Here is an 18,952-nt window from a genome sequence, read left to right as displayed (position 1 = left end):
CGATGCCTGACTTTCTGCTGGAACTCCTTTCGGAAGAAATCCCAGCGCGGATGCAGGCGAAGGCGTCCGCCGATCTTGCCCGCTTGTTCCAGGAGCAGTTGGCGACGGCGGGCCTGAAAGCCGAGGCGGTCGAGACTTATGCAACGCCTCGGCGGCTCGCCCTGATCGCCCGCGGGCTTCCCGCAGAAACCGAAGCCGTCAGGGAGGAAATCAAGGGGCCGCGCACCAGCGCGCCGCCGCAGGCGCTGGAAGGATTCCTGCGCAAGACCGGCCTGACTCGTGAGCAGCTCGTCGAGCGCGACGGCGTGCTATTCGCCGTCGTCGAGAAGGCCGGCCGCTCGACCGCATCGGTTCTCGCCGAGGCGGTTCCGGCCATCATCCGCGCCTTTCCCTGGCCCAAATCGATGCGCTGGGGAGCAGCGTCGGCATCGACCGAAAGCCTGCGCTGGGTGCGCCCGCTCCAGGGTATCGTCGCCTTGCTCGGCGAGCAGATCGTCGAGTTCGAGATTGCCGGCGTGAAGTCGGGCGCCGCGACGGTTGGCCACCGATTCCACCATCCCGGCGCGATCACGATCGGCTCCGCGAACGATTATGTCGAAAAGCTGCGCGCCTGCCATGTGATCCTCGATCCTATCGAGCGTCGCCGGATTATCGCCGAAGGCGCTGCGGCCCTGGCTTCCGCAGCCGGACTGACGTTGGTCGAAGATGAAGGTCTGCTTCTGGAGAATGCCGGGTTGACCGAATGGCCGGTGCCGCTGCTGGGCAGCTTCGACCCGGTCTTTCTCGACGTTCCGCGCGAGGTGATCCAGCTCACCATGCGGACCAACCAGAAATATTTCGCCTGCATCGACGGAGAAGGAAGGCTCGCCCCAAACTTCATCTGCGTCGCCAATGTTGAAGCATCGGACGGCGGGAAGGCGATCGTCGCAGGCAACCGCAAGGTCTTGGCCGCCCGTCTGGCAGACGCAACGTTCTTCTGGGAGCAGGACCTGAGACAGCCTCTGGAGGCATTTCTGCCGAAGCTGGAAAATATGCTTTTCTATGAGGGGCTCGGAACCTTGCGCGACAAGGCGGAGCGCATCGCCGCATTGTCTGCCGCCATCTGCCAGGCCTGGTTCCCCGAGCGCGATTCCGAAACGGCCCGCCGCGCCGGGCTGCTCGCCAAGGCCGATCTTGGCAGCGCCATGGTCGGTGAGTTTCCCGAGCTCCAAGGCATAATGGGCGGCTATTATGCTGAGCGTGGCGGTGAAAAGCCCGGCGTCGTCGCAGCGCTTCGACAGCAATATCTCTCTGCCGTCGAGGGTTGCATTCCCGCCTGTGTCGCACTGGCCGACCGGATCGACACGCTCAGCGCCTTCTTCGCAAGAGGCATCAAGCCGACCGGATCGAAGGATCCGTTCGCGCTGCGCCGAGCTGCCTTGTCCATCATCCAGACGATCCTGGTGAACGGAACACGCATGAGTTTGCGCCAGGCTTTCGCAATGGCAGAGGCGAAACCCGACCTCGACGAGATGATGGAGTTCTTCGCCGACCGCTTGAAGGTTCAGCAGCGCGAGGCGGGAGTCCGCCACGATCTGGTGGATGCCGTATTCGCGCTCGGCCGCGAGGACGACCTTGTTCGACTGCTCGCACGGGTGAAGGCACTGCAATCCTTCATCGAAACGCCTGAAGGTTCGGACCTGCTTGCAGGCTACAAACGGGCGGCCAACATCCTGAAGAAGGAGGATTGGAGGGCATCCGCCGGAGAGGGCGGGAATGGGCTTTCCTATGGGCCACTTCCCGAGGAGGCCGCATTGATTGCGGCGCTCGACGCCGCCGAGCCGACCGCGCGTGCCGCCGTGGAGGCGGAGGATTTCGAGGGCGCGATGGCGGCGCTGGCTTCACTGCGTGCGCCGGTCGATGCCTTTTTCGACAAGGTCACCGTTAACGACCCCGATCCGGTCAAGCGCGCCGCCCGGCTCGACCTGCTGGCGCGGATGCGGGACGCAGTTCATCGGGTGGCCGATTTCTCGAGGATCGAGGGATGATTTCGGAGAGTTGGAGCTGAAATGAACCGCGCCGCATCAGAAAGTCTCGCCACCCGCTACGTCTATCGCTTCGGCGGCGGCGTTTCCGACGGCGAGGCCGGCAACAAGAACCTGCTGGGCGGCAAGGGCGCCAATCTCGCGGAAATGGCCTCCATCAGCCTGCCGGTGCCGCCGGGCTTCACCATCTCAACCGAGATGTGCACCCTCTTCTATCAGGAGGGCGAGCGCTTTCCGGAGAGCCTGCGCGTCCAGGTCGCCGAAGGTATCGCCCATATCGAGCGCGTCACCGAGCGCAGGTTCGGCGATCCATCGAATCCGCTGCTCGTCTCGGTCCGCTCCGGTGCGCGCGTGTCCATGCCGGGAATGATGGATACCGTCCTCAACCTCGGGCTCAACGACCAGACGGTGAAAGGCCTCGCTGCCGGATCGGGCGACCGGCGCTTCGCCTGGGACAGCTATCGCCGCTTCATCCACATGTATTCGAACGTGGTGCTCGGAATGCGCCACGATCTGTTCGAGGAAGCGCTGGAGATCGCCAAGGAGGACAAGGGCGTCCATCTCGATACCGAGCTTGAGGCCGATGACTGGGAAAGGCTGACTGCTCGCTACAAGGATCTGGTCGAGGAGGAGCTTGGTCGCGCCTTTCCGCAGGACCCGCAGGAGCAGTTGTGGGGCGCGATCGGCGCCGTTTTCGGCTCCTGGCAGTCGGAGCGGGCGAAGACCTACCGCCGTCTCCACGACATTCCGCACGATTGGGGTACGGCCGTGAACGTCCAGGCCATGGTGTTCGGCAATATGGGCGAAGACAGCGCAACGGGGGTCGCCTTCACCCGTGATCCCTCGACCGGCGAGCGCTGCTATTATGGCGAGTATCTGATCAACGCCCAGGGCGAGGATGTCGTCGCCGGAATCCGGACGCCGCAATATCTGACCCGCGCCGCCCGCGAGAAGGCCGGCGCCAAGGCGCCTTCGATGGAAGAGGCGCTTCCGGAAGTCTATGCGCAGCTCGCTTCGGTGTTCGACACGCTCGAGCGCCACTATCGCGAGATGCAGGACATCGAATTCACCGTCGAGCGCGGCAAGCTGTGGATGCTCCAGACTCGGACCGGCAAGCGAACTGCAAAGGCGGCCCTGAAGATCGCGGTCGACATGGCATCGGAGGGGCTGATCAGCGAGGAAGAGGCGGTTCTTCGGATCGATCCCGCCCAACTGGACCAGTTGCTTCACCCGACCCTCGATCCTGAGGCGCATCGCCAGGTAGTTGCGAAGGGACTTCCGGCCTCGCCGGGTGCTGCCTGCGGCAAGGCCGTGTTCGACGCCGATACCGCCGAAGCCTGGGCCGAACGGAAGGAGCGGGTGATTTTGGTCCGGGTCGAGACCAGCCCGGAGGACATCCACGGAATGCACGCCGCCCAGGGCATTCTCACGGCCCGCGGTGGAATGACGAGCCACGCCGCCGTCGTTGCGCGCGGAATGGGCCGCCCCTGCGTCAGCGGCGCCGGATCACTGGCCATCGATTACAAGAACAGGCTGATGCGCGTGGACGGTCGTGAGATCCGGGAAGGGGAGGTGATTACCCTCGACGGAACGACGGGCGAAGTCATGCTGGGGGAAGTCCCGACAGTCCAGCCGGAACTCAGTGGCGACTTCGGAACCTTGATGGATTGGGCCGATGCCAAGCGCAGGCTCAAGATCCGGACCAATGCGGAAACTCCGGCCGACTGCCGAGCCGCTCGCGACTTCGGAGCCGAGGGCATCGGACTGTGCCGGACCGAACATATGTTCTTCGATCCCGAGCGGATCACCAATGTCCGCCAGATGATCCTGGCCGAAAAGGAGCAGGGCCGCCGCTCTGCTCTGGAGAAATTGCTGCCTGCACAGCGCAGCGACTTCGAACAGATTTTCGGGATCATGGCCGGGCTGCCGGTCACCATCCGGCTGCTTGATCCGCCGCTCCACGAATTCCTGCCTCACGCCGAAGAGGAATTCGCCGAGGTTGCCCAAGCGTCCGGAGTCGATGTCGAAACCCTGCGCCGGCGCGCCAACGAATTGTCCGAAGCCAATCCGATGCTGGGTCATCGTGGCTGCCGGCTCGGGATCACCTATCCGGAAATCTACGAGATGCAGGCGCGCGCGATCTTCGAAGCCGCCATTAGCGTCGCGAGGGCCCTCGGAGAGCCACCTCTTCCCGAGGTGATGGTTCCGCTGGTTGGAACCCAGGCTGAGCTCAGGATCATCCGCAGCCTGATCGGTCGCACGGCCGAGGAGGTGTTCAGCGAGCAGGGCCAGCGGATTGACTATCTGGTCGGGACGATGATCGAGCTGCCACGTGCAGCACTCCAGGCCGGCCCGATCGCTGAGGAGGCGGAGTTCTTCAGCTTCGGAACCAATGACCTGACCCAGACGGCGCTCGGAGTCAGCCGCGACGATGCCGGCCGGTTCCTGACGCTCTATTGCGAGAAGGGCATTTTCGCGCGCGATCCCTTTGTCAGCCTCGACATCGACGGAGTTGGCGAATTGATCTCCATCGCTGCCGAGCGCGGAAGAGCGGCAAAGCCGGAGCTCAAGCTCGGCATATGCGGGGAGCATGGCGGCGACCCGGCCTCGATCGCCTTTTGCGAGCAAGTGAAGCTCGATTATGTCAGCGCCTCTCCCTATCGAGTCCCGATCGCTCGGCTGGCCGCGGCTCAGGCCGCTCTCCGCAACGCCTGATCTTCGGTCCCTCGCGCGAGCGGAATGACGGTCGGCTCGATCGCCTCGAAATCCTGTGAAGCGCGTTGATCAGGCGGCGGGCGGCGGCGCTCGTTCGTCGCGGGCGCGCTCGGCGATCGTTCGAGCCTCCCAATGCTTGCGTTCGGACTCGAGCGCTTCGCGCCTGCGCACTTCTTCCTGGCGGAGGCGCGCTTCCTCTCGGTATCGACGTTTCCATTTCGGGCTGGCCAGGAAGGCCATGCCGATGATGAGGCCCAGCACAAAGACGAGCAGCAGCACCAGCCACTGGTTCGGCGTGAAGGCTTCCATGATCCTTGCTCCGTCGAAAGCGTAGTTCGCCTTCAATGGCGAGGCGGCGGGATTGTTCCGCCGCCGTCGCAATCAGCCGCTCAGCAGCGCGTCGGAGATCGAGCAGGCCGCGGGACCAAGGATGACGATGAACAGCACCGGCAGGATGAACAGGATCAGCGGCACCGTCATGATCGCCGGCAGGCGGGCTGCCTTCTCCTCGGCACGCATCATCCGCTCGTTGCGGAACTCTGCCGAAAGCACGCGCAACGCGCTCGCGAGGGGAGTGCCGTATTTTTCCGTCTGGATCATCGTCGTGACGACTCCGCGAACGGCTTCAAGGTCGATCCGGTTCGCGAGATTCTCGAACGCCTGACGACGATCGGTGAGGAAGCCGAGTTCGATCGAGGTGAGGGCGAATTCGTCGCCCAGTTCGGGATAGGCTTTCCCGAGCTCGCGGGCGACCCGCCCGAAGGCTGCGTCGACGGTGAGCCCGGCTTCGGCGCAGATCACGAGAAGGTCGAGCGCGTCAGGCAATCCTTTTCGGATCGCGTCGGAACGCTTCTTCACCTTGTTGCTGAGCCACAGATCGGGCGCCTTGTAGGCAAGCAGGAGCGTGCCCGCGACGGCGCCGTAGCGCTTCATCGGCGACCAGTCGGGGAAGAAATCGAGCACGTAGACGAAGAGGAGTGCGGAGCCTCCGAAGACGATCGGCAGGACGAAGCGCGCAAAGATGACCACAAAGGCGAGATCCTTGGAGCGGATACCGGCCTGAACGAGGCGCTGCTGAGCTTTCTGGACCTGTTCGTCTTGCAGCATCTTCAACGAAGAAAGGAGGCTGCGGACCTTGTCGGCAACCTCGTTCTTGTTGGTGATGTTCCTGCGCCGCTTCGAGGTCGAGGCAACGATACCTGCCTTGAGCTGCTCTCGCCGCTCGTTCAGCGCCCTCACTCGCTTCGCCATCGGATCGCGAACCGTTGTCGCGGCATAGATGGCGACGAGCACGGCGAGTGTCGCCACCGCCGACAAGATGGTCGCGACCGTGATCACGTCGATCCCGAGGAGGGTTGGGCCGGTTGCGGCAGGTGCCATGGCGGTTTTGAACCCTTCCTCAGATTTCGAAATTGACCATTTTGGCCATGATGAAGGCGCCGATCGACATCCAGACCAATCCGCCGATGCCGGCGATGATCAGCCGCTCGTCGACGAAGAAATTCTGCATGTAGCTTCCGTTGATGAACCAGATCAAAGTGAAGACGATGAACGGCAGTGATCCGACAATATAGGCGGACGCCTTCGACTCCGAGGACATGGCTCGGATCTTGAGCTTCATCGCCGATCGCTTGCGCAGCACGTCGCTGAGGTTGGACAGGGTCTCGGCAAGGTTGCCGCCTGTTTCGCGCTGGATCGCCAGCGATATGACGAAGAACTGGAATTCGGGCGTTCCGAGTCGATCCGAGGTCTCCTGGAGCGCCGCTTCCATGGTCCGACCGATCTTCATCTTGTCGGCCACGGCCCTGAATTCGATTCCCACCGGATCGGGCACTTCGTTGCCGACGATTCCAACGGTTTCGGAGATGGGCAAGCCGGACCTAAGCCCCCGGACCATCAGGTCGATCGCGTCCGGGAACCGTGAAGTGAACTTGGCGATTCGACGCTTGATCAACTGGCTGACGACGAGATGCGGGCCGCCGATCCCGACGCAGAGGCCGAGAAGCAGAGCGAGCAACAATGGCGCGCCCTTGAAGGTAAGGAAAAGAACCATTGCGGCCACAAGCGCGAGCGACGTCAGCGCGTATCGGCCGAGCGTCCAATTGTATCCGGTCTTTTCGAGCCGCTGCCGGAGCAGGGTTGGATTGGGTATCAGCTGCTGAAGCAGCCCTTCGGCCCGGCCGGTCTGGCGATGCGCCAGGATACGCTTCAGCTGGGCCTGCGCAGCAATTTCGGTCGACCGGCTATGCCGTTCGCGAACGCTTTCGAGCCGCTTCGCCTGGACCTTGTCTGCCGAGGGTCCCGAGAAGGCCAGGAGCAGGAGGACGAGGGATCCGAAAAGACCCGCAATCATCACATACATAGGAAAGCCGGGCATCATGCCTCCTCGTCCGATCGAACCTCGGGACGGCCGTCAGGCCGCCTTGGCCGACCCCTCCTTCGACTTCTTGGCTACCAGCGACTTGAAGTTGCCGAGCTTGCCGAGCAGCGATGCTCCGGCGCTCGGCGCCGCATCGACGGCTGTTCCTTCGCCGACCGGCTCCAGGGTCAATGCCAGCAACTGCCCCATTGGCTGAGCGAGCTTGGAATTCTTCGTCGCCTTGGCGAGCGGCTGGCCGAGCTTTGCCGCCTGCTGGGCCGATTTCGGATCGTAGGGGAGAAGCACGTCAACCCTGCGCTCGATGGAGTGCTCGAAATCCTTGCGGGTGACCTCGCCGGCGTTGGGCACGACCTTGTTGGCAACCACGACGATCCGCGCCTGGGGCGCATTCGCCTTTAGCCAGGACAGGACGCGGATGGCGTCGCGGGTCGCAGCGAGCGTGAAATCGACGACGACCACGACGACATGCACGTCACTCACCAGGTGCGGGAACTGGACCAGCATATTGCGTGGCAGATCGATCACCGTTCCTTCGAAGGCGTGGCGAATCTCTTCCTGGAGCTGGAAAAAGGCTGAGCCGTCGGTCAGCATCGCCTGGTTGATCGGCGCCTCGGCGGACAGGACGCAGAGCTTGTCGTTTGCCCGCACCATGGCGCGTTCGATGAAGAGGCCGTCGATCCGGCTCGGATTCTCGATCGCGTCGGTGAGCCCACGCCCAGGCTCCAGGTCGAGCGACAGCGCGCCGGTCCCGAAATGAATGTCGAGGTCGAGCAGGGCGGTCGAACGCCCGCCCTTGTCGCCCATCAGCCAGGCGAGCGAGGTGGCAACGGTGGATGCACCGACTCCGCCGCGAACACCGAGGATGGCGGTCATGACGTTGGGCTTGTCGGTTGCCGTCTCGGTCAGCCGCGGCCCTGAGATCGTCATCTGCGCATTGGCGAAGGCGTCGCGAAGCTGGTCGGCACTGAAAGGCTTCAGGAGATAATCCTGGATGCCGCTGGCGACCAGGTCGCGGTAAAGCCTAACATCGTTCACCTGACCGGCGGCGATGACCACCGTGCCCGGTTCGCAAACCTCCGCAAGAGCGTTGATGTCGTTCAGTGGATCGCCGGACTCGGAAAGATCCACGAAAAGGATGCTGGGGCTCGCCGAGACCGAAAGGGTCTGGACCGCGTTACGCAGCCCGCCCTTGTTCACCTTTTCGGGCGACCAGCCATGCTCGACCGCAATGGGACGCAGCATTTCGGCCGTCTGCTCGTCGCAGACGAAGGCGCTGAACGGATCGCGGAGGCCGGCTCCCCGGCCGGAAAGAGGTGCGCTCATCAGTTACCACCCGTCGTGCTGGTTGCCGGAAGATCGCCCTGGCCCGTGGGGCGGCGTTGGCGATAAGTGCCGATGGCTCGAGTCGCGGTGTTCGTGTTGCCTTCGACACTGCCGGCCTGGCCGAGGACCAGATCGTTCGGATCCGCGACCATCGCAGCGAGGTTCGAATTCGTTGCGCAGCCATAGTTCGGCGAGGTGTTGTTTACCGGGGCGATATTGTCGCTGTTCCAACTGGGGCAGCCGGGAACGTGAGCGCTTGCCCGGCTTGCCACGATCCGAACGGTCCCGGGCTGCACTTCCCCGGCGGTGACCGGCGCGCCTTCGCTCAGAAGCAGCCCGTAACGCCCGGCGACCTCGGCAATGTCGGCGCGGACGGCCGGGTTGTGGTACCCTTGGGCTTCATCGACGGCGACCCGGTCTCCGTAGCCGAGGTCGATCGAAGCGAACCAGGCGTCGAGTCGCGCCTTCTCGGAGGCGGGAACTCCCTGACCGCCGGCGGCGACGTCGAAGACGAAATCGGTCCGCTCAACCACCGGCTGGTGCACGGAGTAGAGGCTTGGATTGTTCTCCGCGCTAAGCTGTCCGGCGATCGGCGCGCAACCGCCTGCCGCCAGACCGAGCACCGCCGCGGTGGCAAGAATGCTTATCCGAGACATGATCATCCTGTCCTTTCGAGTGCTGGCGGTCATTCGAGGCTGAATCCGGGCTGTGGAGCGGGAGCTTCGGCGGTCGGGCGCGCCGCCGACGTCGGAGCCGCAGTGCGGGTTTGCGCCGAGCCGCCAATCGCGCCGATGGCCGGTCCAACGGTTCGCGGCTGAGCCGCGCTGGGCAGAGGTCGAGCTTCTCCGCTTCGGCTGTCATCCTCCTGTCCGACCAGGATCCGCTGCCCATCGACGGCAGTTCGGAAGCCGTCAGTGGGGAGCGAGATCTGGTTGGCCGAGACGGGGCGGACCAGATAGGGGGTCACGACGATGACCAACTCGGTTTCGTTCCGCTGGAAATTGTTGGAACGAAACAGCGCCCCGATGATCGGGAGGTTGCCGAGGAACGGCGTGCGATTGATGCTGTTGTTCGCCACGTTGCGCAGCAGCCCGGCGATGACCAGGCTCTGACCGGAGCCGAGTTCGACCGTCGTTTCGGCCCGGCGGATCGTGAGCGAGGGCACGTCGAAGCCGTTGAATTCGATCGAGCCGGCCGAGGAGAGTTCCGACACTTCCGGCCGGACCCTCATCGAGATCCGGCCATTGTCGAGGACGAAGGGCGTGAAGGCGAGTCCGACCCCGAACTGCCGATACTCGACCGTCACGGTGCCAAGCGACTGCGAGATCGGGATCGGGAACTCGCCGCCTGCAAGGAAGCTCGCCGTCTCGCCCGAAAGGGAGGTGAGCGTCGGCTCGGCAAGGATCGTCACCAGGCCGTTATTCTCGTTCAGATCCATCGCATTGGTGACGTTCACTCCGAGAATGTCGGTTAGTCGCGTGATCGCGCTTGATCCCTGGTCCGGATAGGTCAGAGTGCCGCCGTCGGTGATGAAGTCGCGTCCCCGAGCGAAGAAGAAATTGGTGCCGCCGGTGGGATCGAACACCTGAAGGTTCGATGACACTTCGCGCAGCAGCGAACGGCTCACCTCGGCAATCGTGACCTTCAGCATGACCTGCTGCGGCGTGGCCACTCGCAGACGATTGACCGGAAGGATGCGAAGACCATCGGTGGAGTCGGGGTTCACTCCGGGATTCAGCAGGGCCCGGACGAGTTGCTCCGCCTGTGCGCTGTCCTCGGGAGATGCCACGGTCCCATTGATCACCGCGATCTGCCCGACCGGGGTCACCGTGATGTCGGCCCCCGGCATTGCGGCCCGCATCATTTCGCTGATCGAGCTGATATTCTGAGCCACGATAATTTGGGCACCATAGACGATGCTTCCATCGGAAGCCGTGGCGATGATCGTCGCTTCGCCATTCGACCGGCCGAAGAGGCCGATCTGGCGCGGGCTGTTAACCTGGACATCGGCGACCTGCGGGTTCGATGTCCAGACGTTCGCGACATTGCGCGGCAGGGAGATTAGTTCGCCTTCCCCCACCGAAAGCCTGACTTCGCGGCTCGGACGATAGGCGCTGGACGGGTTCTGTGCGGCGGCCGGCGCCGGCAGGGAGGTTGCGATGCCGGCGGCCAGCGCCGCCGCAAGGACGGTGCCCAGCGACAAATGCCGGAGCGAATTGAGGGTGATCATTTTAGCGTGCTCCCACCGGAACGAGCGTGACATCATTGCCTCGAGCGATCCGGACGACCGGGCCGACGGGACGGCCTTCTGCATCGGTCGGAACGCCTCCCGCGGACGGCGTCATGCCGCCTTGCTCGCGCGGGCGAGGAGGAACCGTGCTGCGCTGGAAACGGGATACGTCCGCGCCGACGGTATAGGTCGTATTGGTGTCGATCGGCTGATTGGAGATGGCGAGCAGCATCCGCCGCTCGGCGCGGGGATCGTCGCTCTGCGGAACGCTTACTTCGCCGGCGGCGATGGCCCGCTCGAGCTCGGCCGAATTGTCGGCAATGGAGCGTAGTGCCAGCGACAGTTGTCCGATCGTCTGGGCGACCGCCACTTTCTCGGCGATCTTCGGGGTGGCTTCGAAAGTCACGGTCGAGACTGCCTGAGCTACCTGATTGCCCTCTTCGTCGCGAACATTCATGCGCTGGTCGACGGCAAGCACCCGGATATTGCGGATGATCGTCTCCGAAACTCGAAGCGGAGCTCCGTCTCCGCCGCCCGCGACTTCCTGGGTCAGGACAATATCGACACGGTCGCCGGGGAAGACGAAACCGGCGACGCCGCTGGTCGCAGACACGGGCACCGTCACGGCCCGCATGCCGGGGCCGAGTGCAGCCGCAAGGAACCCACGCTCGCCGGGCCGGATCAGGGACCCGCGGGTGGCCGGCTGGCCGGCGCTGATTTCGGTGCGAACCACGGTGCCGATCAGCGATGACGGATCAGAACCCTCTGCGCCCTGGATGTAATAGGCGTCCTGGACGAGGCCTTCGGGCCAGGGCTGGAAGCGGAAGGCTTCGGCATCAATGATCGTTCCGACCGGAAGGGATCGAGTCGCGACAAGAACCTGCGGTCCTTGCGGAACCGTTGGAGCGGCAACGGCTTGCGGGGCCGCGGCGCCAGTGAACATGCTTTTGGCCATGACTGCGGTGACGGCGGCAATGATGAGTGCGCCGAACAGCAGCACGAGTTTCTTGACGTCCATGGCGCCTGTCGCCTCCCCCTACTGGGCCTGAGAGAAAATCCAGACCGTATTCATCAAGCAAATTGGTAAAGAAAACGTTGGCCAATCAGCCACAAGCCGCCGAAAGCTATGGCTACGCCATAGGGCACCTCGATCCGGCCCCGATCCTTGCGTAGCCTGTGACGAACGAGCATTGCCGCGGTGAGCAGGCCTCCGGCGATCGACATGATCAGAAGCATCATCACAACCGCCTGCCAGGGCAGCCAGAGCGCCAGCGCGCCGATCAGCTTGACGTCGCCCCCGCCCATCGCGCCCAGAGCGAACGCGCCGGCGAACAAGGTGAAAACGAGGACCGCGACGCCCAGCTGGAGTGCGATGTCGGGCCACAGCGCCAATCCACTCGCCCACCAGAAAGCGGGTGCGAGCAGTGCCACGGCCAAGTTGAGTTCATTGGCGATGGTGCGCGATCTCAGATCGCCATAAGCCGCGATCAGCAGCATCAGCGCCAGCAGCCCGAGCAATATCCAGGTGAGCCCTGTCCCCATCAGGATCAGGCCTCTAGACGTCGCAGCTTTCCAAACCGTAACCGAGGCCGATGGTGAATGATGCAGCAACCAGGAGGTCCCACCCGCAAGGGGCCAAGTTCGACCAATGGATGGCTCCTGACGGGTGGCCGATCCGGCGCATGGAATGGCTTCAGCCTTCTGGCACGACGGCGAGAGGCAATTTGTTCTTTGCCGGCGGTCGCGGCGACTTCATCGAGAAGTATCTTGAAGCTTACGCCTACTGGCATGAGCAAGGATGGAACGTTGCCGCTTTCGACTGGCGGGGCCAGGGTCATTCTCGCGGCTCGGTGAAAGGCGGCAATCTGCTCAGTTTCGACCCGATGATCGAGGACCTGGCGGGGCTCCTCTCGGAATGGAGAGCAGCCCGCCCGGGACCTCATGTCGCGATCGGCCATTCAATGGGTGGACACCTGGTGCTCAGGACTCTCGTCGACAAGAGGCCCGCGCTGGAGGCCGCGGTGCTGGTCGCTCCGATGATCGGCGTGAACAGTGCTCCGCTTTCGCCCTCGCTTGCTCCGCTCATCACCGATCTCATGTGCAGGATCGGCTGGCGCGACGAGCCCGTGCTTCGGGCCGATGCTCGAATGAAAGCGAGCAAGCGGCGACAGGAAGTGCTAACCGGATCGAGGGAACGCTTCGAGGACGAGCTATGGTGGTGGGAGCGCGAGCCGGGTTTCAGCCTCGGCGTGCCCAGCTGGGGCTGGATGCGGGCGGCGTATCGCTCGGCGGCGAGCGCCTTCACTCCGGACAAGCTCAAGTCGGTCGACCTTCCGCTGCTCGTCATCGGAACCGACCGCGATCGGCTCGTCAGTCCGGCCGCGATCCGCTCTGCGGCCGCGATTCTGCCGAATGCCGAGCTGCACATCTATTCCGAAGCGGCTCATGAGATCCTGCGTGAAGCCGATCCGATTCGCTCGGATGCGCTTTCACGGATCGATGGCTTTCTTGACCGGCACGTCCGGTGAAGGTGGACGTTGTCGTCGTCGGCGCCGGAATGGCAGGCGCGAGCCTCGCTGCCGAGCTTGTCGGCCAGTCGTCGGTCCTGATCCTGGAAGCGGAAAGTCAGCCGGGTTACCACTCGACCGGTCGGTCCGCCGCATTCTGGTCGGAGAGCTATGGCGGTCCGCTCGTCCAGCCACTGACCAGCGCGTCCGGCAAGTTCCTCGCCAATCCCCCAGCAGATTTTGCTGAGGAAAGCTTCCTCGGGCCAAGAGGAGCAATCCATCTCGCGGATCGAGCAGGCCGAGCCGATCTCGACGCCCTTGCCGGGATGTTCGGCGAGATGCTGCTCAAGCCCATCGATCGAACCGCGCTCGAGGCGGCAATTCCGGGTTTGCGGCCGGGCTGGGACTTCGGTCTTGCCGAGCCGAGCTGCGCCGACATCGATGTTGCGAGACTGCATTCCGCCTTTCTGAGAAGGGCTCGCGCTGGCGGTGCCCGGCTGCTGTGCGATGCTCAGGTCGAAAGCGTCGAGCGGCGTTTCGGCCGATGGTCGATCGAAACCCGTGCCGGTCGCTTCGAGGCCGAAATCCTCGTCAACGCTGCCGGAGCGTGGGCGGACGATGTCGCCAGGCTGGCAGGAGAGCGGGCTCTCGGGATCAAGCCGTACCGGCGAACCATTGCGCAGTTGCGGGTCGATCCGCCGGCTCCCGCCAACCTGCCGCTGGTGATCGATTCGCGCCACCGATTCTATTTCAAGCCTGAAGCGGGCGGGCGGATCTGGTTGAGTCCCCATGACGAGACGCCGTGCGATCCGTGCGACTGTGCCGCGGAGGAATATGATGTTGCGCTGGCCATCGATCGGCTCGATCGGGTCGTCGACTGGAAAGTCGGGCGCGTGGAGCGGAGCTGGGCGGGACTGAGAAGCTTCGCCCCGGACCGGCTGCCGGTCTACGGCTTCAGTTCATCGCGAACTGGCTTCTTCTGGTGTGCAGGGCAGGGCGGCTTCGGGATTCAGACCGCTCCGGCCGGGGCCAGGCTTGCGGCGGCGCTCCTTCTCGAAACGGCACCGGATCCGCTTGTCACGGCTATCGATCCCGCTCCCTATCTGCCGACTCGGTTCGAGAACTGACTGGCGGCCTCGCAGGCGAGACGATCGGCGCGCTCATTCTCGGGGTGTCCGGAATGCCCCTTTACCCAGTGCCATTCGATTCGGTGGGGCGCCGCGGCGTCGAGCAGCTCCTGCCAAAGTTCGGCATTCTTCACCGGCTTCCGGTCGGCCGTCCGCCAGCCGTTCCGGCGCCAGCCGTGGATCCATTTGGTGATCCCGTCTCGCACGTAGATGCTGTCGGTGTAGAGATCCACTTTGCACGGCCGAGTCAGAGCCTCGAGGCCGCGGATCGCCGCCAGCAGCTCCATTCGATTGTTGGTCGTGAGCGGCTCTCCGCCAGCAAGCTCCTTCTCATGAGCACCGGCGCGGATCACCACTCCCCAGCCTCCCGGTCCGGGATTGCCCTTGCAGGCGCCGTCGGTGAAGATCTCGACTTCGGTCAAGCGGGTCAGGCGGCGGCGAGTGCAGCCGGCAGCTTGAAGACCATGCGCTCCTCGACCCCTTCGACAGGCTCCTCGTGCACGGCATAGCGCTCGCCAAGCCGGTCCACGACTTCCCGGACCAGAACCTCGGGGGCTGAAGCGCCCGCCGTGATCCCGAGGGTTCGAACGCCATCGAGCCAGTCGAAGTCGATGTCCCGGCCCCGGGCGACCAACTGAGCCCGCGTGCCTTCACGCTCGGCGACTTCGACCAGGCGAAGCGAGTTGGAGCTGTTTGAAGCGCCGATGACCAGCATCGCGTCACAGCGGGCTGCAATCGCCTTTACGGCCGCCTGCCGGTTCGACGTGGCGTAGCAAATGTCTTCGCTGCGCGGTCCTTGGATCGACGGAAATCGTCGCTTCAGAACGGCGATGATCTCGGCTGTGTCGTCCACCGAAAGGGTCGTCTGGGTAAGGAAGGCCAACGCCTCCGGATCCGGCGGGCGAACCGCTTCGGCATCCTGCAGAGTCTCGATCAAGGTCATCTGCCCTTCGGGAACTTGGCCGAAGGTACCGATCACCTCGGGATGGCCGGCATGGCCGACGAACAGGATATGCCGGCCGTTTGCAACCAGCCGTTCCGCCTGACGATGAACCTTGGACACCAGCGGACAGGTCGCGTCGAGGAACTCCAGCCCGCGCTCCTTCGCCCTCGCCGGCACGATCTTGGGCACGCCATGCGCGGAAAAGACGACGGGTACGCCATCGGGAACATCGTCAAGCTCGGGAACGAAGACCGCCCCTTTCTGCCTCAGACTTTCGACAACGAACTTGTTGTGAACGATCTCGTGGCGGACATAGACAGGCGCGCCATATCGTTCCAGCGCCAGCTCGACGATGCGGATCGCACGGTCGACTCCGGCGCAGAACCCGCGTGGTGCCGCGATCAGCAGGGACAGGGGGGGCTTGTTTGCCATCACTTCGTGGCCGCTCTACGTTGCGCCGGCCCTTCCGTCCACCCGGACGGGCAAGCCTGCGAGGGAAGGGTCGCACCTGCGCATTGCTTGGCGCTGCTAAACCCGCATATAGGAACCCGGACGTCATGTTTTGAGGATTCCCCGCTCGTGTTCAGATCAAAAGCGGCCGCCGCCGTACTGCTTTCCCTCGGCCTCCTCGCTTGCGCCCGGGAAGGCGACATCTTCCAGACCGGCATCCTCACCACCTACACCGCCTGTCCGCCCGTGGCGATCCCGGCGCCGACCGGCGACATCACTCTATTCGATCCCGCCACGAGTCGGGATTCAAGCGCGATCGACGTGGTCGCCCATATCACCAACCTGCGCAGCACCTGCGACGAGACAGGCGAGTATATCGTCACCACCGTGAACTTCGAGGTTCGCGCTCAGCGCCGTGACAATCGCGGTACGCGTGAAGTCACTCTGCCCTATTTCGCAAGCGTCGTTCAGGGGGGAGAAAATGTGGTTTCGAAGCGGGTCAGCCGGGTCGGCCTGCGCTTCGAGGACGGTCAGTATCGCGCCAGCACGACGGGAACGGCGACGACGCGGGTGCTCCGCTCGGCCGCCACCTTGCCTGAGGACATCCGTCGCCAGATTACCCGGGAACGTCGCCCTGGCGATCCCCAGGCTGCAGTCGATCCGATGGCCGATCCTGCCGTTCGGGCTGCCGTCCAGCGGGCCCGGTTCGAGGTTCTGATCGGCTTCGAGCTCGACCAGGAGCAACTGCGCTATAACGCGACCCGCTGAGCGTCGGATTCAGCCTTTCCGGACTAGAACCACCCCAATAACCACGAGCAGGGCTCCGCCGATCCGGGCAAGGCTGATCGGTTCGCGAGGCAGTCCGAGGGCGCCGATATGGTCGAGCCAGAGGGCCATGGCGACCTGGCCGGCAATCCCCACCGTTATCAGTGAGGCGAGGCCGATGCGCGGCGCTGCGTAGGCGGCAACGGCGACGTAGATGGCTCCGTAGACACCACCGATCCAGGCGTACCATGGAAGGGCGGAAAAGGCCGAGACGGCCGGTCGGTTGGCAGTGGCGAGCCACACCAGGAGGAGAGTGGCCGTTCCCACGGCGAACGAAATCAGTGCGGCAAGCACTGGCGATCCGCCGGCCCTGGCGAGCATGACGTTGGTCGGAGCTTGGAGCGCGATCATCCCTCCGGCGAAGAGCACCAGAAGGACGGGCAGCATCGTGGCTGGATTCATGATTGGGCCTTTCCGAACGAAGCAGAGGTCGGCAGCGGAAGCTGATCGTTGGACGCGGCGGGACGGGATCGCTGCGGTGGGATGTTCTTCTGAGAAATGATCGCCCTTTCCAATAGTTCGACCTTGCCCGATGGTCGAGCACCAGCCCAAGAGCTTGCGCTTGAGACCTGAGCCCTGTCAGTCAGGCTTCGATTGACACCTGTTCGCGGCTGGGTCATGGCCGCCGGGTCCGAAAGGACGCGCGGGAGAGAGCGCTGGATTCGCGTCCGGCGCCGCCGAAGGAGCAACCGCCCCGGAATCTCTCAGGCAAAAGGACCGCGCGGGCAGGACACTCTGGAAAGCGCTTGTCGCGGCCTCGGGCAGCGGCGGGCCACCGAAGGGGTAACCCGAGTCATCCCGGATCTGCCGGGTTGCGGAAGGGGAAAGCTCTCAGGTCCAGTGACAGAGGGGGCGCAATCCTGGACCGTCTGCGATGCGGACTGTCCCGACGCGCACCGGAGCTGGCCGATGAGTGAATCCGAAAAGTCCCTTCCTCTTGACGCTTGGCACCGAGCGCTTGGAGCGCGGATGGTACCTTTCGCAGGCTACTCCATGCCGATCCAGTATGAGGGGATCATCGCCGAACATCGCTGGACCCGGCAATCGGCCGGGCTGTTCGACGTCAGCCACATGGGTCAGCTGATTGTCGCCGGCTCGGAAGCCGAAAAGGCGCTGGAGACGCTGCTTCCGGCCGACCTGAGTATCCTCAAGGAGGGCAAGCCCAAATATTCGCTGCTGTTGACCGAGGATGGCGGGATCATTGACGACTTGATGATCACCCGGCGCGGCGATCACTTCTACATGGTCGTCAACGGCGCCACCAAGGCTGGTGACATCGAATTCCTGAGGGCGAGGCTTCCGGCCGGAGTATCGCTCGATCACATTAAGGAGCAGGCGCTTCTGGCGCTTCAGGGGCCAAAGGCCGTCGAGGCGCTCGCCCGGCTCGTGCCGGAAGCGGCTGAGCTAAGCTTCATGAACGGCGGCGCCTTCGATCTCGCCGGGATACGGACGTGGATCAGTCGCTCCGGCTATACTGGCGAAGACGGATTCGAGATTTCAATTCCCGCCGGCTCGGTCGAGGTGGTTGCCAACCTTCTTCTCGAACAAGCTGAAGTTAAGCCGATCGGACTCGGCGCGCGCGATTCGCTTCGGCTGGAGGCGGGATTACCGCTCTATGGCCACGATCTCGATACTGGCACCACTCCGGTCGAGGCGGGACTGACCTTCGCTCTGTCCAAGCGGCGGCGCGAGCAAGGCGGCTTTCTCGGCTGGCACCGCATAGCCAGGGAGCTTGCAGAGGGGCCGGTCCGAAGGCGGGTCGGACTCGCCGTGGAGGGGCGGCAGCCGGTGCGCGAAGGCGCGATCGTCGTCGACGAGGAGGGGAGCGAGGTTGGCAAGGTGACCAGCGGCGGCTTCTCGCCCACGCTCGAAGCGCCGATCGCGATGGCCTATGTGCCCGCTTCGTCGTCGTCCGAAGGCACCGAAGTCCGTCTTGCCCAGAGGGGCAAGATCTTCTCCGCACGGATCGTGCCGATGCCGTTCGTCCCCCACCGATACCACCGCAAGGGAGCCACCCAATGAGCGTCTATTACACCCAGGAACATGAGTGGATCCGGATCGACGGAGACGAGGCAACCGTCGGCATTACCGGTTTCGCGCAGAGCCAGCTCGGCGACGTCGTGTTCGTCGAAGTGCCGGAAGCAGGCCGGCAGGTAAGCAAAGGCGGCGAAGCCGCTGTGGTCGAGTCGGTCAAGGCAGCCTCTGACGTCTATGCTCCTGTCAGCGGAGAGGTGATCGAGGGCAATCAAGCGCTGGTCGACGATCCCGCCCTGGTGAATTCCGATCCCGAGGGCGAGGGATGGTTCTTCAAGCTGCGTCTCTCCGATACGAACGAGATCAACGGGCTGATGAATTCGGAGCAGTACAAGGCCTATTGCGACAGCCAGTGAGAATCACGCTGATCCAGATCAAAGTATCGCCCGGTGGA

The 18,952-nt window shown here is 64.0% G+C and carries 18 protein-coding genes and 2 riboswitches; of the genes, 7 read left to right on the top strand and 11 right to left on the bottom strand.

Translation table 11 applies throughout. The features are described from left to right. Window positions 1-2 precede the first annotated feature (2 nt). Together glyS and ppdK are read left to right on the top strand one after the other, a co-directional pair. Window positions 3-2,027 (top strand): glycine--tRNA ligase subunit beta, encoded by a 2,025-nt coding sequence (gene glyS, locus ACRYLT_RS00305; protein WP_482662117.1) that lies wholly within the window; start codon window positions 3-5, stop codon window positions 2,025-2,027. A 21-nt stretch (window positions 2,028-2,048) separates the two neighbouring features. Then, window positions 2,049-4,739 carry a pyruvate, phosphate dikinase gene (gene ppdK / locus ACRYLT_RS00300; RefSeq protein WP_482662116.1) on the top strand — a complete coding sequence of 897 codons (2,691 nt, stop codon included), beginning with the start codon at window positions 2,049-2,051 and terminating at the stop codon, window positions 4,737-4,739. A gap of 69 nt (window positions 4,740-4,808) precedes the next feature. Here ppdK and ACRYLT_RS00295 read toward each other — a convergent pair whose 3' ends face one another. The 8 genes from ACRYLT_RS00295 to ACRYLT_RS00260 form a co-directional block, all read right to left on the bottom strand. Next, on the bottom strand, window positions 4,809-5,048 hold the full coding sequence (locus ACRYLT_RS00295; protein WP_482662115.1) for a hypothetical protein: 240 nt from the start codon (window positions 5,046-5,048) through the stop codon (window positions 4,809-4,811). Window positions 5,049-5,120: 72 nt separating this feature from the next. Beyond that, complete coding sequence (locus tag ACRYLT_RS00290; RefSeq protein WP_482662114.1) at window positions 5,121-6,119, bottom strand: type II secretion system F family protein; 999 nt, start codon at window positions 6,117-6,119, stop codon at window positions 5,121-5,123. Window positions 6,120-6,138: 19 nt separating this feature from the next. Continuing rightward, window positions 6,139-7,116 carry a type II secretion system F family protein gene (locus ACRYLT_RS00285; protein ID WP_482662113.1) on the bottom strand — a complete coding sequence of 326 codons (978 nt, stop codon included), beginning with the start codon at window positions 7,114-7,116 and terminating at the stop codon, window positions 6,139-6,141. A 36-nt stretch (window positions 7,117-7,152) separates the two neighbouring features. Beyond that, window positions 7,153-8,442 (bottom strand): pilus assembly protein CpaE, encoded by a 1,290-nt coding sequence (locus ACRYLT_RS00280; protein WP_482662112.1) that lies wholly within the window; start codon window positions 8,440-8,442, stop codon window positions 7,153-7,155. Continuing rightward, entirely contained in the window at window positions 8,442-9,098 is a 657-nt protein-coding gene (locus ACRYLT_RS00275) for a CpaD family pilus assembly protein (protein WP_482662111.1), read from the bottom strand. The genes ACRYLT_RS00280 and ACRYLT_RS00275 overlap by 1 nt, the downstream gene beginning before the upstream one ends. A gap of 29 nt (window positions 9,099-9,127) precedes the next feature. After that, complete coding sequence (locus tag ACRYLT_RS00270; RefSeq protein ID WP_482662110.1) at window positions 9,128-10,672, bottom strand: type II and III secretion system protein family protein; 1,545 nt, start codon at window positions 10,670-10,672, stop codon at window positions 9,128-9,130. Window position 10,673: 1 nt separating this feature from the next. Continuing rightward, a complete protein-coding gene (gene cpaB, locus ACRYLT_RS00265) occupies window positions 10,674-11,690 on the bottom strand; it encodes a Flp pilus assembly protein CpaB (RefSeq protein ID WP_482662109.1) in 1,017 nt (338 codons plus the stop codon). A 53-nt stretch (window positions 11,691-11,743) separates the two neighbouring features. Continuing rightward, window positions 11,744-12,214: an A24 family peptidase gene (locus ACRYLT_RS00260; RefSeq protein WP_482662108.1), complete on the bottom strand. Its 471-nt coding sequence runs from the start codon at window positions 12,212-12,214 to the stop codon at window positions 11,744-11,746. Between the two features lie 140 nt (window positions 12,215-12,354). Here ACRYLT_RS00260 and ACRYLT_RS00255 point away from each other — a divergent pair, with 140 nt between their 5' ends. After that, window positions 12,355-13,200: an alpha/beta hydrolase gene (locus tag ACRYLT_RS00255; protein WP_482662107.1), complete on the top strand. Its 846-nt coding sequence runs from the start codon at window positions 12,355-12,357 to the stop codon at window positions 13,198-13,200. Beyond that, window positions 13,197-14,306 (top strand): NAD(P)/FAD-dependent oxidoreductase, encoded by a 1,110-nt coding sequence (locus tag ACRYLT_RS00250; RefSeq protein ID WP_482662106.1) that lies wholly within the window; start codon window positions 13,197-13,199, stop codon window positions 14,304-14,306. The genes ACRYLT_RS00255 and ACRYLT_RS00250 overlap by 4 nt, the downstream gene beginning before the upstream one ends. On the opposite strand, the gene rnhA is transcribed toward ACRYLT_RS00250, so the two are convergent. Both rnhA and ispH read right to left on the bottom strand, forming a co-directional pair. After that, complete coding sequence (gene rnhA, locus ACRYLT_RS00245; RefSeq protein WP_482665363.1) at window positions 14,279-14,737, bottom strand: ribonuclease HI; 459 nt, start codon at window positions 14,735-14,737, stop codon at window positions 14,279-14,281. The genes ACRYLT_RS00250 and rnhA overlap by 28 nt on opposite strands. Then, entirely contained in the window at window positions 14,734-15,681 is a 948-nt protein-coding gene (ispH, locus tag ACRYLT_RS00240) for a 4-hydroxy-3-methylbut-2-enyl diphosphate reductase (protein ID WP_482662105.1), read from the bottom strand. Before ispH ends, rnhA begins: the two co-directional genes overlap by 4 nt. A gap of 147 nt (window positions 15,682-15,828) precedes the next feature. Here ispH and ACRYLT_RS00235 point away from each other — a divergent pair, with 147 nt between their 5' ends. Next, window positions 15,829-16,467, top strand: coding sequence for a hypothetical protein (locus tag ACRYLT_RS00235; RefSeq protein ID WP_482662104.1), 639 nt, complete (start codon window positions 15,829-15,831; stop codon window positions 16,465-16,467). Between the two features lie 9 nt (window positions 16,468-16,476). On the opposite strand, the gene ACRYLT_RS00230 is transcribed toward ACRYLT_RS00235, so the two are convergent. Beyond that, the gene (locus ACRYLT_RS00230) at window positions 16,477-16,926 is read right to left on the bottom strand and encodes a DMT family transporter (protein ID WP_482662103.1); all 450 of its coding nucleotides are present in this window, start codon (window positions 16,924-16,926) and stop codon (window positions 16,477-16,479) included. 232 nt (window positions 16,927-17,158) lie between these two features. Beyond that, window positions 17,159-17,254: riboswitch (glycine riboswitch) on the top strand. Between the two features lies 1 nt (window position 17,255). Then, window positions 17,256-17,375, top strand: a riboswitch (glycine riboswitch). A 58-nt stretch (window positions 17,376-17,433) separates the two neighbouring features. On the opposite strand from ACRYLT_RS00230, the gene gcvT reads away from it, so the two are divergent. Continuing rightward, window positions 17,434-18,546 carry a glycine cleavage system aminomethyltransferase GcvT gene (gene gcvT, locus ACRYLT_RS00225; protein WP_482662102.1) on the top strand — a complete coding sequence of 371 codons (1,113 nt, stop codon included), beginning with the start codon at window positions 17,434-17,436 and terminating at the stop codon, window positions 18,544-18,546. Then, window positions 18,543-18,914, top strand: a complete 372-nt coding sequence (gcvH, locus tag ACRYLT_RS00220) for a glycine cleavage system protein GcvH (protein ID WP_482662101.1) — start codon at window positions 18,543-18,545, stop codon at window positions 18,912-18,914. The genes gcvT and gcvH overlap by 4 nt, the downstream gene beginning before the upstream one ends. Window positions 18,915-18,952: the final 38 nt, after the last annotated feature.

This window comes from Sphingosinicella sp. SM1-17 (genome assembly GCF_056821765.1).
This window is presented reverse-complemented; position numbering and strand designations above follow the sequence as displayed.